This window comes from Chenggangzhangella methanolivorans (assembly GCF_019797865.1).
GTDB classification, from domain to species: Bacteria; Pseudomonadota; Alphaproteobacteria; order Rhizobiales; family Methylopilaceae; genus Methylopila; species Methylopila methanolivorans.
The window spans coordinates 3,274,822-3,287,378 of sequence record NZ_CP081869.1 but is presented as its reverse complement, the minus strand read 5'-3'; the positions used below and the strand labels follow the sequence as shown (position 1 = coordinate 3,287,378).

Here is a 12,557-nt window from a genome sequence, read left to right as displayed (position 1 = left end):
GGAGGCGCCCATGCCGGGAGACGTCCACGCAAGAGGAGGCGCCCTTGCCTCAAGCCCGCGGCGCAAGAGGACGCGCGGGGCGCGCCGGCTCTTTAGTCTTTAGGACATCGCGTCGCGGGCCTCGCAAAAGGCGATTTTTCCTTGCGAATCACATACTTGGCGCTTTGCGGCGGAACCTTGACACGCCAAGGCCCAAAAACTAGGGTGCGCGCGGTTTTCGGGGGTGATCGGCCTGCCGGGGGTCCGGAAAGGCTGACGCGAATGACGCAAGGCTCCGAAGGATCTCCCACGCCGAACAGTTCCCGGACCGACGGCGATCTGGCGGAGCGGCGCGAGCGGCTCGCCCAGGAGCTGAAGCGGCGTTCGGACCTTAGAGAGGCCGAAGACGCCGGAACGCGGAAACCGCGCTCCGACGCCTCCGGCCTTGCGCGCGCGCTGCAACTCAGCTCCGAGTTCGTGGCCGGCGTCATCGCCGGCGGCGTGGTCGGATGGCTGTTCGATCACTTCCTGGGCACGTCGCCCTGGGGGTTGATCGTGTTCCTGCTGCTGGGCTTTGCGGCCGGAACGCTGAACGTGATGCGCTCGGCTGGACTCAAGTCCGGCCCGGGCGGAACGACCAGCGAAGGCCCCTGACGGGGTCCGCCGGTTTGGCGAGGCGACGGCGGCGACGCCGTCCAGGATGAACGACAGGGACGATGGCTGCGGCAAACGATCCGATCCACCAGTTCACCATCGTCCCCCTGATTGGCGACGGCGCTCTCGCTTTCACCAATTCGTCCGCCTACATGGCCGCCACCGTCGCGGTGAGCGTCGGCTTCCTGATGTTCGCGACCGCGAGCCGCACCCTGGTGCCCGGCCGCCTCCAGTCGCTCGCCGAAATGTCCTACGAGTTCGTGGCGAACACGATCGGGCAGACCGCCGGCAAGGCCGGCATGAAGTTCTTCCCGCTGGTGTTTTCGCTCTTCATGTTCGTGCTGGTCGCGAACCTGATCGGCCTCATTCCCTTCAGCTTCACGGTGACGAGCCACATCATCGTCACCTTCGCGCTCGCGATGCTCGTGATCACCACCGTGATCGTCTACGGCTTCATGAAGCACGGCATGCACTTCCTGAAGCTGTTCGTGCCGTCCGGCGTTCCCGGCTACATCCTGCCGCTCGTGGTGCTGATAGAGGTCATCTCGTTCCTCTCGCGCCCGATCAGCCTCTCGGTTCGTCTCTTCGCCAACATGCTGGCCGGCCACATCACCCTGAAGGTGTTCGCGGGCTTCATCGTGATGCTCTCGGGCGCGCTCGGGACCGCGGGCCTGCTCGTCGGCATCCTCCCGCTCGCCATGACCGTCGCGATCACCGCGCTCGAGTTCCTGGTCGCCTTCCTGCAGGCCTACGTCTTCACGATCCTGACCTGCATCTACCTCAACGACGCCATCCACCCCGGCCACTGAGCGCGACCAAGCGCCGGCCGACACCCCGCCGTTCTCGGAAACACACCGGACGACCCGAAGGAGCAGAACTATGGAAGATATGGGCAAGTACATCGGCGCGGGCCTCGCGACCCTCGGCATGGGCGGCGCCGGCATCGGCGTGGGCTCGATCTTCGCGGCCTACCTCGCCGGCGCGCTGCGCAACCCCTCGGCCGCCGACGGCCAGTTCGCCCGCCTGATCTTCGGCTTCGCCGTGACGGAAGCGCTCGGCATCTTCTCGCTGCTCGTCGCGCTGCTCCTCCTGTTCGCCGTCTGAGCGAACACGAAACCGTACGACCTGAAGTCCCGCGTTTGCGCGGCGCCCGATCGAGCGGCGCCGCGTAGGCCTATGGAGCCGTGATGTTCGAGAAGATCGGGCCGTCTGGCCTCTACGTCCTCGCGCAGGCCGACCACGGCGCGCCCGGCCAGTCTGGCGCGGCGCCCGCGGAGACCCATGCGGGAACCGAGGCGCATGGCGGAGCCCACAAGGCGCCGTTCCCGCCGTTCAACAGCGAGACCTTCGCGGGTCAGCTGTTCTGGCTCGCGATCTTCTTCGGCGCGCTCTACCTGCTGATGTCGAAGGTCGCGCTGCCGCGCGTCCAGAACATCCTCGAGGGCCGGGCCGAACGCATCGAGGGCGATCTCGCCGAGGCCAACCGCCTCAAGGCCGAGACCGACGAGGCGATCGCCTCCTACGAGAAGACGCTCGCCGACGCGCGCGCCGAAGGCCACCGCATCGCGGCCGAGGTGCACGAGCAGGTCTCCAAGGAGGCCGACGAGCACCGCGCCAGGCTCGAGAGCGAGCTCAACGCCAAGCTCGACGCCTCGGAGACGCAGATCGCCGACGCCAAGGCGTCCGCGCTCGGCAACGTCCGCGGCATCGCGGTCGACGCGGCCTCGGCGATCGTCGAGCGCCTGACCGGCCGCCCGGCCGAGGGCGGGGCCGTCGAGCAGGCGGTCGACGCCTCGCTCGCGCGCTGAGGAGACAGCACGATGGGTACTCCCGACATCTGGGTGCTGGTCGCCTTCCTGATCTTCATGGGCATCGTGGTCTATGTCGGCGCGCCGGCCAAGATCCTCGGCGCTCTCGACAGCCGCTCGGCCAAGATCAAGGCCGAGCTCGACGAGGCCCGCAGCCTTCGCGAAGACGCCGCCCGCATGCTCGCCGACTACAAGCGCAAGCGTGAGGAGGCCGAGAAGGAGGCGCAGGAGATCGTCGCCAACGCCAAGAAGGACGCGGCCGCCTACGCCGCCGACGCCAAGGCGAAGGCCGAGGAGTTCGTCGCCCGCCGCACCAAGGCGGCCGAGCAGAAGATCGCGCTCGCCGAAAGCCAGGCGGTCGCGGAAGTCCGCTCCGCCGCGGCCGACGCCGCGGTCGCGGCCGCCGAGCGCGTGCTTTCGGGCGAGGCCAAGTCCGGCTTCGGCGACCAGCTCTTCGAGAAGGGCCTGTCGGAAATCCGCGCCAAGCTCAACTGACGCGCTCTTGGCGCGCCTGACGACAAGACGAGGCCGCCGCAAGGCGGCCTTTTCGTTTGCGGGGAGCCCGACATGACGCACGACATCGGCGCAGGGCCGGCCGAGCCCGGGGTCGCGCTCGGCGAGACCCGCTGGCGCTTGCCCGCCGGGGCCCTGCCCTTCCGTCCGTGGTCGGCGATGCAGATGCGGCTCGCAGCGCCCATGCGGGCCGGCGGGAGCATGACGCGCAACGTGATCCTGTGGCTCGTCGTCTTCGCGATCTTCTTCGCCGTCTTCAGCCAGCAGAACGCGATCGGCCTCGACGCCGCGCTCGTCCTCTTCACCGACGGCGGCTGGTCGACGACGTTCAGCGGCTGGGGCGTCGCAGGCCTCGGCGTCGGCCTCGCGCTCGCCGGCATGGCGGCGCTCGCGATCCTCGCCGGCGCGCTCCAGGGCGGCCAGATGCGCCGCATCTACGACAGCCTGCCGACGCTCCAGCGCCCGACGACGCTCGTCATCGGCGACGACGGCGCGGCGCAGGGCGACGAGGCCTACGTGTTCGCCGCGCGATGGGACATGATCACGGAAGAGTTCTCGCAGGACGGCGTCTGGTTCCTGCGGCTCGCGATGGGCGGCGCGCTCTATGTCGAGGAGGCGACGCTCGGCCATGACGGCGCCGCCGTGAAGGCCTTCGTGCGGGAGCGCCTCGGCCGCCCCGCGTGAGGGAGGCGCGACCGAAGAGGGAGACGGCGATGCGGCGGCGGACGGTCCTGACGCTCGGCCTCGCCGCGGCGCTCGCCGGCCGCCTTCCCGCGCGCGCTGAAACGCCGGACGACGCCGCCCGCGACCGTTTCGCCGCGACGCTCGACGCGCTGGAGGCGAAGAGCGGCGGCCGGCTCGGGGTCGCGCTCGTCGAGGTCGGCGGCCCGCGGCGCTGGTCCTCGCGCGGGTCCGAGCGCTTTCCGATCACCTCGACGTTCAAGACGCTGCTCGCCGCGTCCGTGCTCGCGCGGGTCGACGCAGGGACCGAGAGCCTCGACCGGCGCCTGCCCGTCACGGCCGCCGACCTCGTCGAGCATTCGCCCTTCGCGCAGTCGCGCGTGGGCGGCGAGGCGAGCGTCCGGGATCTCTGCGAGGCCACGATGACGCTGAGCGACAACGCCAGCGCCAACCTGCTGCTGCCCTCGGTCGGCGGCCCCAAGGGGCTGACCCGTTTCGCCCGCTCGATCGGCGATCCCGAGAGCCGGCTCGACCGCATCGAGCCCGCGCTCAACGAGGCCGCGCCCGGCGACCCGCGCGACACCACGACGCCCGAGGCGATGGCGCTGTCGGTCGAGCGGCTCGTCTTCGGAGAGGTTCTGACCCCCTCATCGCGGGGCGCGCTGACGCGCTGGCTGGTCGACGGGCGCACGGGCGCGGCGCGGCTCCGCGCAGGCCTGCCGCAAGGCTGGGCCGCGGGCGACAAGACCGGCGGCGGGGCGAACGGCACCGCGAACGACGTCGCGGTGATCTGGCCGCCCGCCGGCGCGCCGCTGGTGCTCGCCTGCTACCTCACCGGCTCAACGCTCGACGGCGACGGCCGCGACGCGATCCACGCCGACGTCGCGCGCGCGGCGGTCGCCGCGGTCGGCTGAAGCGGGACGCTCGTCCGCTCACGCCGCCATGCCCGGCGGAGCCGGGCGTCCGCGACTGTCCAGGAACGTCGGGCGCTACGCCGAAGCCGTGGACGCCCGCGAAGACGCGGGCATGACGTGGCGTGTCATCCTGAAGCCGTCGCGCTCGAGCCCACCAGCCGCCTCAGCGGTTGGCGGTGCGCACCGCCGGCTGCGGCTGGGCGGCGGCCTGCGGCTGGGCCTGCCCACGCGGAGCCGCCTGGCCCTGGCGGCGGGCCTGCGCGGCGCGGACGCGGTCGGCCTGGAGCGCGGTGTCGCGGCGCTCGGTGAAGCCCTGCGCGGCGCGCGCCAGCGGCCCGCCATTGGTCGTGGTGGTGATGGTGGGCGGCGCGGCGAGCGGCCTCGTCGACACCGCCACCGGCGGCTGGGCGGGCTGGGCCGGCTGCTGGCGCGCGGCCGCGGTGCGGGCCTGCCGCACCGCCTTGGCCCGCGCCGAGCGCGAGCGCTTGGACTTGGCGCGGGGGCGGCGCGACCTGTTCGATCTCGCCGTCGTCGCCGGCGGCGTCCGCGACGCTCGCGTCGCCCGGCTCGAGCCCGACCACGATGGTCCAGCCGCCATAGCCGGCGGCGGAGGCCGGCGGCAGCGAGACGTTCTCCTCGACATGGCGGAACGAGACCTTCTGGACCCCTTCCGGCATCTCGACCTTGAGGCTGATCCGCCGGGTCTCGATGGAGCGGCCGTCGCCGTCCTTCACCTCGATGGTCATGGGCGCGTCGATCGCGGCGGCGGCGCCGGCCTTGCGGCGCGCGCCCTCGCCGACGAGCGCGATCTTGCAGATCGTCTCGGCGCCGAGATTGGCGCAGTCGCGGGCGAGGCCGTCGAGCGTGGCCTCGGCGCCGTCGGACCGGCGGCTCTCGCCGGCGGGCGCCATCTCGACCTTCGGGAGCGAGGGATCGTCGGCGGGCTTGGCGGCGACGCCGCCGGAGACGAGCGCGACGGCCTGCGGCGTGGCGGCGGCGTCGACCGCATGCGCGCTGGTCGCCGCCAGGAAGGTGGCGGCGACGCCGAAGGCGAACGCCGCGCTGGACAGGTCGGACATGACGTTGAAGTCCCGATTCCCCAAAAGCCCCGACGCATTAACTCATTGGCGACGAATCAGGCTGAATTGCGGAAAAGACTCAGTCAAGTCAAGACATCGGGTTGCGGAACGTTGTTTTTTCGCTCCTTTGGAGTTTTGGGCGACGGCCCGCGCGGCCCCGGGTCGAAAGGCTTGGCCTCAGACGACGCCGGGGGAAACACGCCCGTCATCCCGGGCTTGACCCGGGATCCAGAACCGACGCCGCGGCGGGAGTCTGGAGCGGCCGGATCGGTTCTGGATCCCGGCTCTGCGGCCGGGATGACGGCGGCGGGGCTCGACGGTCTCCGGGCCGAGACCGCGTCCCCGCCCGGACCGCACCCCTGCCCGATCGACGCGCCCGAACCATCCCCTCATCCCGGGCCTCACCCGGGATCCGGAACCGCCCCCGCGGCAGGATCTGGATCGAACGCCTCGGTTCTGGATCCCGGCTCTTCGGCCGGGATGACGGCGGCGGGGCTCGACGGCCTCCGGGCCGAGACCACGCCCCCGCCTGGACCGCACCCCTGCCCGATCGACGCGCCCGAACCACCCCGTCATCCCGGGCCTGACCCGGGATCCAGAGCCGACGCCGCGGAGGGAGTCTGGAGAAACCGGATCGGATCTGGATCCCGGCTCTTCGGCCGGGATGACGGGCGGCGGTTCGGGAGGGCTCGCGCCGCAGCTCGGCCGGCGCGAGTCTTCGTCAGAGCCGGAGCCCTTACGCCTCCATCGCCTCGAGCTCGCCGATCATGCGCTCGATCAGCCCGAGGCCCGTCGACCAGAAGGCGGGGTCGGCGGCGTCGAGGCCGAAGGGCTTCAGCAGCTCGGAGTGATGCTTGGTGCCGCCGGCCGACAGCAGCGCGAAATAGCGCTCCGCAAAGCCGTCGGAGGCGTTCTCGTAGACGGCGTAGAGCGAGTTCACGAGGCAGTCGCCGAAGGCGTAGGCGTAGACGTAGAACGGCGAATGGGTGAAGTGCGAGATGTAGACCCAGAAGGTCTCGTAGCCCTCGCCGAGATGGATCGAGGGCCCCAGGCTCTCGGACTGCACCTCCATCCAGATCTCGCCGATGCGCTCGGCCGGGATCTCGCCCTCCTTGCGCTCCAGGTGAATCCTGCGCTCGAAGGTGTAGAAGGCGATCTGCCGGACCACCGTGTTCAGCATGTCCTCGACCTTGCCGGCGAGCATCGCCTTGCGTTGGGCGGGATCGGAGGTCTTGGCGAGCATCGCCCGGAAAGTGAGCATCTCGCCGAACACCGACGCGGTCTCGGCGAGCGTCAGCGGCGTCGGGGCCATCAGCGGGCCCTGGACGCCCGCAAGCACCTGATGCACGCCATGGCCGAGCTCATGGGCGAGCGTCATCACGTCGCGCGGGCGGCCGAGATAGTTCAGCAGCACGTAAGGATGGGCCGAGGGCGTGGTGGGATGCGCGAAGGCGCCCGGCGCCTTGCCGGGACGGGCCGGGGCGTCGATCCAGCTCTCGTCGAAGAAGCGGCGGGCGATGTCGGCCATTTCGGGCGCGAAGCCCCCATAGGCGCCGAGCACGGTGTCGCGCGCCTCGTCCCACGGGATGATGCGGCTCTGCGCCGTCGGCAGCGGGGCGTTGCGGTCCCAGTGGTTGAGGCGCTCCATGCCGAACCACTTGGCTTTGAGCGCGTAATAACGGTGCGAGAGCCGCGGATAGGCGTCGCGCACCGCCGAGACCAGCGCGTCCACCACCTCGCGCTCGACGCGGTTTGCGAGATGCCGGCTGTCGGCGACGTCCTCGAAGGAGCGCCAGCGGTCCGAGATCTCCTTGTCCTTGGCCAGCACGTTGGTGATGAGGCCGAAGGTGCGCGTGTTGGCCTTGAAGGTCTCGGCGAGCGCGCCCGCGGCGCGTTCGCGGATGGCGGGATCTGGGTCCTGGAGCTGGTTGAGCGTCGGCTCCAGCGTGAGCGTCTCGTCGCCGACCTTGAACCGCATGGCCGAGACGGTCTCGTCGAACAGGCGCCGCCAGGCCGAGCCGCCGGTGACCGACTTCTCGTGGAAGAGCTGCTCGACCCGGTCCTCGAGCTGGTGCGGGCGCTCCTTGCGGACGTCGTCGAGGAACGGGCGGTAATGCGCCAGGCCCTCGTCCTGAAGCGCCGCGTCCAGCATGGCGTCCTCGAGCCGGTTGAGCTCGAGCGTGAAGAACAGGAGATGCGACCAGACGTCGGTCAGCTTCTGCTGGCAGTCGCCGTAGAACTTGGAGCGCTTCGGGTCGGAGGTGTCCTCCGAATAGACGAGCCCGGCATAGGAGGCGACGCGGCCCGTGAGGTCGTCGAGCGCCTCGAAGTCCTTCACCGCCTTGAGCAGGCCGCCCGAGGCCGCGAGCTCGGCGAGCTCGCCCTTGTAGGCCGCCTCGAAAGCCTTGGCGTCGGCGAGGCAGCGCTCGAAGTCGCGTTTGAGCTCGGGCGCGTCCGTTCCGGCGTAGAGATGGGAGAGGTTCCATTCGGGCAGGGGCCCGAGCGCGGCGGAGGCGGCGGAGGACACGGGGGCGATCGAACCTTCGGTCGTCTTGGGGGACTGGGCCCCCGATATCGCGCGCTGGGCCGCCGCGTTCAACAGGGGCGACCGCGTGAAACGTTCAAGCTTAAGCGCGCGTTTACCCTGAGCCTTGATGCTGCGAAGCCGTGATCAGCCGCCTCGCGAAAGCTCTCGAATGAACGCCGTGGTCCTCATCGTCGACGACGACCCGGTGCAGCGCCGCCTGCTCGAGTCGCAGATCCGCCGGTTCGGCCACGACGCGCGCACCGCCGAGGACGGCGAGGAGGCGATCGAGGCGCTCACCGCGCGCGGCGCGGCCTATGACCTCGTCATTCTCGACCTGTCGATGCCCGGCCTCGACGGCATCGGCGTGATGGGGCGCATGCGCGAACTCGGGATCGCCGCGCCCGTGATCGTCCAGACCGCCAACGGCTCGATCGACGCGGTGGTGGCGGCGATGCGCGCCGGCGCCTCCGACTTCGTGGTGAAGCCCGTCGGCCCGGAGCGGCTCCAGGTCTCGATCCGCAACGCGCTGCGCACCCAGGCGCTGCAGGGCGAGATCCGGCGTCTCGGCCGCCGCGCCAACGGCACGCTGAGCTTCCGCGACCTGCCGAGCCGCGCCCCGACGATGATCGAGGCCCGCAGGCTCGGCGAGCGCGCCGCTGCCTCCAACATCCCGGTGCTGATCGAGGGCGAGTCCGGCGTCGGCAAGGAGCTGCTGGCGCGCGCGATCGCGGGCTCGGGCGAGCGGCGCGGCAAGCCGTTCGTGCCGGTGAACTGCGGGGCGCTGCCCCACAATCTGATCGAATCCATCCTGTTCGGCCACGAGAAGGGCGCGTTCACGGGCGCGACCGACCGGCACGTCGGCAAGTTCGTCGAGGCTCATGGCGGCACGCTGTTCCTCGACGAGATCGGCGAGCTGCCGGCCGACGCGCAGGTGAAGCTGCTGCGCGCGATCCAGGAAGGCGAGGTCGATCCCGTGGGCGCCAAACGCTCGGTGAAGGTCGACATCCGCATCATCTCGGCGACCAACCGCGACCTGCAGGCGCGCGTGCGCCAGGGCGCGTTCCGCGAGGATCTCTACTACCGGCTGAGCGTGTTCCCGCTCGCCGTGCCGCCGCTGCGCCAGCGCCTCTCCGACCTCAAGGACCTCGTGCGCCGCTTCGTGCTGCGGTTCGCCGCCGAAGAAAGCCGCGCCGTCACCGACGTCTCGCCGGCCGCGCTCGCGCTGCTGGAGCGCCACGACTGGCCGGGCAACGTGCGCGAGCTCGAGAACGCGGTGTTCCGCGCCGTGGTGCTGTCGGAGGGCCCGGAGCTCCGGCCCGCCGACTTCCCCCAGATCGCCGCGATGGTCGGCGTGGCGCCGGAGGAGGTCGAGGCGCCCGCGCCGCTGCCCTCGCTCGCCCGCGACCTCGACGAGCCCGAGCTCGAGATCCGCGCCGAGGCGCCGGCGCTGCCGCTGTTTTCCGCCGACGGCGCGCTGCGCCCGCTCGAGGCGATCGAGGCCGACGCGATCCGCTACGCTATCCGCCATCTCGACGGGCAGATGACGGAAGTCGCCCGCCGGCTCGGCATCGGCCGATCGACGCTCTATCGCCGAATCAAGGACCTTGGCCTCGACGGCGAATGTGGCGAGCGCGACACGGGGCGCGGCGAAGCCGTCGCATGAACGCGTTCGTGTTCGACGAAATTGTTGTAATGGATTCCGGGCGCACGCATCGTCCCGGGACGACGAAGGACTGAGGGGGGCCATGGTGACCCAAGCCGACGCGCTCAAGATCAAGCGCCGTTCCGTCGGACGCTTCTCGATGACGCTGCTCGCAGGCGCGGCCGCATGCGCGCTCGCCGCGGCGTCCGTTCGCGCCGAGACCGGCGTCGCCGCGACGCCCGAGCCCGCGCCCGTCGCGATCCCGGCGCCTGCGAACGAGCAGGATTTCGCCACCGGCGCGATCGACGAGGCGACGCCGACCGCGCCCGCCGCGCCGAACGCGCTGACGCCGACGGCTCCTGCGGCGCTGTCGCCGATGGCTCCGCAGCCGATCGCCGAAAACCTCGCGCCGCTGCCGGCCGCGATCGCCGCCCTCCTCGCCGAGACCGGCCCGACCGCGCAGGTGAAGATGTCGGTCGCCGACCGCCAGGCGCTCGTCGCCTTCTACACGGCGCGCAAGGACGAGCCGATCTGGATCAAGGACGGCCACCTTTCGCCCAAGGCCTCCGCCGCCAAGGACCGCATCGCTAAGGCCGCCGACGACGCGCTCGACGCGCGCGACTTCCGCCTGCCCGGCGACCCGGCGACCGGAACCCCGGCCGACGTGGCGCGCGCCGAAGTCCAGATGTCGGCCGTCGCGCTCTCCTACGCCCGCAAGGCGTGGGGCGGGCGCGTGAAGCCGGGCGTGGTCAGCCCCTCGATCACCGTCGAAGGCACGCCGTTCGACGCGGCCCAGGCGCTCGCCTCGCTCGAGCAGAGCCAGGACGTCGCGGCCGCGCTCGACGCGTTCAACCCGCAGGCTCCCCAGTTCCAGGAGCTGCGCAAGCTGCTCCACGCCGCCCGCGCGGACCGCAAGGACCAGCCGGACCTGCCGCGCATCGACTTCGGCAAGCTGATCGAGCCCGGCATGGACGACCCGCGCGTGCCGGCCCTGAGGAAGCGCCTCGGCCTCTTCGGCGCGCCCGACGACCTCTATTACGACAGCGAGCTGCAGGACGCGGTCGTCGCGTTCCAGAAGAAGTCGAAGATCGGCGCCTCGGGGCTCATCAACAAGCAGACGGTGCGCGCGCTCAACGCCGTGTCGCGCCCGCATGACGACGCCGATCTCATCGAGATCAACATGGAGCGGTGGCGCTGGACGCCGCGCGACCTCGGCACCAAGCACGTCTTCGTCGACATCCCGGCCTACCGCCTGCACATCATGCAGGACGGCGCCTCGACCTACGACACCCGCGTGATCGTCGGGAAGTCGACCAACCAGACGCCGATCTTCTCCAACGAGATCGACCACATCGTGGTCAATCCGTACTGGAACGTGCCCTCGACCATCGCGCTCAAGGAGATGCAGGGCTCCTCGCTCAAGGGCTTCGAGGTGGTGGACAGCCGCGGCCGCCCGGCGGCGCTCGACTGGGAAGGCATCCGCACCAACAAGCTGCGCATCCGCCAGCCCCCGGGCGAGCGCAACGCGCTCGGCAACATCAAGTTCATGTTCCCGAACAGCCACGCGGTCTATCTGCACGACACGCCGACCCGGAAGATGTTCGAGCGCAACGAGCGCGCGCTCAGCCACGGCTGCGTGCGCGTCGACCGGCCGCTCGAATTCGCCGACGCGCTGTCGGGCGACCAGGGGCTCTCGGGCGCGAAGCTGAAGTCGATGGTGGGCGGCAAGGAGCGGTCTCTGACGCTCAAGTCGCCGATCCCGGTGCATCTCACCTACTTCACCGCCTGGGTCGGCCCGGACGGCAAGCTCGAGACCCGCAACGACTTCTATTCGCTCGACGGGCGGCTGAAGGCGGCGCTGAAGGGCGAGCCGTTGCCGCCGCTGCCCAAGCCCGCGGCCCCGCAGGTGATCGCCAAGCCGAAGCCGAAGCCGACCGCCGCGCAGACGGCCGAAGCCCAGGCGGCCGCGGTTCCCGCGCCGCAGCAGCAACGGGTCGCGAGCCCCGGCGACTGGCTGTCGCGCATCTTCGGCTCTTCACGCTGAATACTGACGGCGCCCGGGCGATTCGTCCGGGCGTCGTAAATATGTCTAAAAAGAGAACGCTAGATCATTTTCACGGGGCGAACACAATTTCGCGCTGGCTTTTCGGGTAGGGCGCGGCTAGGAAAGCACAGGTCGGGGGATCGGGGGACGGTTTTCGGCGGTTTAGTCACTGCTGGTTAACCACTCTCGCTGAAACTGTTGTTGATCATTAGCGGCGCGCGCGGCGGAAGCGTCGTGCGCGGTCTCTTAGGGTCAGGACAGACCATTGAACGACACCCCTTCGTCTGGACGCACCGTCGCCCGCCGCATTCAGCGCGGCCTCTGCGCGGTCCTTCTCGGCGGCGTCGCGTCCATCGCGGCCTCCGACGGCACCCAGAACGCTCAGGCGAACGGCGATACGCGGTCGCTCACGCTCTATCACACCCATCGCGGCGACAACGTCACGGTGACGTTCAAGCGCAACGGGCGCTACGACGCCGAGGGGCTCCGCCAGCTGAGCTTCTTCCTGCGCGACTGGCGCAACAACAAACAGACGCGCATGGAGCCCAAGCTCTTTGACATCGTCTGGGAAGTGCACCGCCAGGTCGGCCGCGGCGGCATGATCAACATCGTGTCGTCCTACCGCTCGCCCGAGACCAACGCGTATCTGCGCGCCCGTTCGTCGGGCGTCGCGAAGTTCAGCCAGCACATGCTCGGCCGCGCGATGGACTTCTACA

11 protein-coding genes and 1 pseudogene are annotated in these 12,557 nt (G+C 70.5%); 10 read left to right on the top strand and 2 right to left on the bottom strand.

Annotated elements, in window-relative coordinates; translation table 11 throughout:
* The first annotated feature begins 261 nt into the window (after positions 1-261).
* The 7 genes from K6K41_RS17250 (at position 262) to bla (ending at position 4,549) form a co-directional block, all read left to right on the top strand.
* Positions 262-633, top strand: a complete 372-nt coding sequence (locus K6K41_RS17250; RefSeq protein ID WP_261401538.1) for an AtpZ/AtpI family protein — start codon at positions 262-264, stop codon at positions 631-633.
* A gap of 62 nt (positions 634-695) precedes the next feature.
* Positions 696-1,442, top strand: a complete 747-nt coding sequence (locus tag K6K41_RS17245; RefSeq protein ID WP_261401537.1) for a F0F1 ATP synthase subunit A — start codon at positions 696-698, stop codon at positions 1,440-1,442.
* 70 nt (positions 1,443-1,512) lie between these two features.
* Entirely contained in the window at positions 1,513-1,737 is a 225-nt protein-coding gene (locus tag K6K41_RS17240; RefSeq protein ID WP_261401536.1) for a F0F1 ATP synthase subunit C, read from the top strand.
* A gap of 83 nt (positions 1,738-1,820) precedes the next feature.
* On the top strand, positions 1,821-2,441 hold the full coding sequence (locus tag K6K41_RS17235; RefSeq protein ID WP_261401535.1) for a F0F1 ATP synthase subunit B family protein: 621 nt from the start codon (positions 1,821-1,823) through the stop codon (positions 2,439-2,441).
* 12 nt (positions 2,442-2,453) lie between these two features.
* A complete protein-coding gene (locus tag K6K41_RS17230) occupies positions 2,454-2,936 on the top strand; it encodes a F0F1 ATP synthase subunit B family protein (protein WP_261401534.1) in 483 nt (160 codons plus the stop codon).
* A 72-nt stretch (positions 2,937-3,008) separates the two neighbouring features.
* A complete protein-coding gene (locus K6K41_RS17225; protein ID WP_261401533.1) occupies positions 3,009-3,638 on the top strand; it encodes a hypothetical protein in 630 nt (209 codons plus the stop codon).
* Positions 3,639-3,667: 29 nt separating this feature from the next.
* Positions 3,668-4,549, top strand: coding sequence for a class A beta-lactamase (gene bla, locus K6K41_RS17220; protein WP_261401532.1), 882 nt, complete (start codon positions 3,668-3,670; stop codon positions 4,547-4,549).
* Between the two features lie 125 nt (positions 4,550-4,674).
* Here bla and K6K41_RS17215 read toward each other — a convergent pair whose 3' ends face one another.
* Positions 4,675-5,628 (bottom strand): hypothetical protein, encoded by a 954-nt coding sequence (locus K6K41_RS17215; protein ID WP_261401531.1) that lies wholly within the window; start codon positions 5,626-5,628, stop codon positions 4,675-4,677.
* A 736-nt stretch (positions 5,629-6,364) separates the two neighbouring features.
* On the bottom strand, positions 6,365-8,155 hold the full coding sequence (locus K6K41_RS17210; RefSeq protein WP_378145427.1) for a M3 family oligoendopeptidase: 1,791 nt from the start codon (positions 8,153-8,155) through the stop codon (positions 6,365-6,367).
* A 169-nt stretch (positions 8,156-8,324) separates the two neighbouring features.
* Between K6K41_RS17210 and K6K41_RS17205 the strand changes: the two genes are divergently transcribed.
* The 3 genes and pseudogenes from K6K41_RS17205 to K6K41_RS17195 form a co-directional block, all read left to right on the top strand.
* The gene (locus K6K41_RS17205; protein WP_261401530.1) at positions 8,325-9,818 is read left to right on the top strand and encodes a sigma-54-dependent transcriptional regulator; all 1,494 of its coding nucleotides are present in this window, start codon (positions 8,325-8,327) and stop codon (positions 9,816-9,818) included.
* An 82-nt stretch (positions 9,819-9,900) separates the two neighbouring features.
* The gene (locus tag K6K41_RS17200; RefSeq protein WP_261401529.1) at positions 9,901-11,841 is read left to right on the top strand and encodes a L,D-transpeptidase family protein; all 1,941 of its coding nucleotides are present in this window, start codon (positions 9,901-9,903) and stop codon (positions 11,839-11,841) included.
* A gap of 445 nt (positions 11,842-12,286) precedes the next feature.
* Positions 12,287-12,556 (top strand): annotated as a pseudogene (locus K6K41_RS17195) (peptidoglycan L,D-endopeptidase MepK); the annotation flags it as partial.
* Between the last annotated feature and the right edge of the window lies 1 nt (position 12,557).

Bases quoted from the DNA above. Each gene is read 5' to 3' on its own strand.
- K6K41_RS17250 (WP_261401538.1), top strand. From the start codon at position 262: ATGACGCAAGGCTCCGAAGGATCTCCCACGCCGAACAGTTCCCGGACC.
- K6K41_RS17245 (WP_261401537.1), top strand. From the start codon at position 696: ATGGCTGCGGCAAACGATCCGATCCACCAGTTCACCATCGTCCCCCTG.
- K6K41_RS17240 (WP_261401536.1), top strand. From the start codon at position 1,513: ATGGAAGATATGGGCAAGTACATCGGCGCGGGCCTCGCGACCCTCGGC.
- K6K41_RS17235 (WP_261401535.1), top strand. From the start codon at position 1,821: ATGTTCGAGAAGATCGGGCCGTCTGGCCTCTACGTCCTCGCGCAGGCC.
- K6K41_RS17230 (WP_261401534.1), top strand. From the start codon at position 2,454: ATGGGTACTCCCGACATCTGGGTGCTGGTCGCCTTCCTGATCTTCATG.
- K6K41_RS17225 (WP_261401533.1), top strand. From the start codon at position 3,009: ATGACGCACGACATCGGCGCAGGGCCGGCCGAGCCCGGGGTCGCGCTC.
- bla (WP_261401532.1), top strand. From the start codon at position 3,668: ATGCGGCGGCGGACGGTCCTGACGCTCGGCCTCGCCGCGGCGCTCGCC.
- K6K41_RS17215 (WP_261401531.1), bottom strand. From the start codon at position 5,628: ATGTCCGACCTGTCCAGCGCGGCGTTCGCCTTCGGCGTCGCCGCCACC.
- K6K41_RS17205 (WP_261401530.1), top strand. From the start codon at position 8,325: ATGAACGCCGTGGTCCTCATCGTCGACGACGACCCGGTGCAGCGCCGC.
- K6K41_RS17200 (WP_261401529.1), top strand. From the start codon at position 9,901: ATGGTGACCCAAGCCGACGCGCTCAAGATCAAGCGCCGTTCCGTCGGA.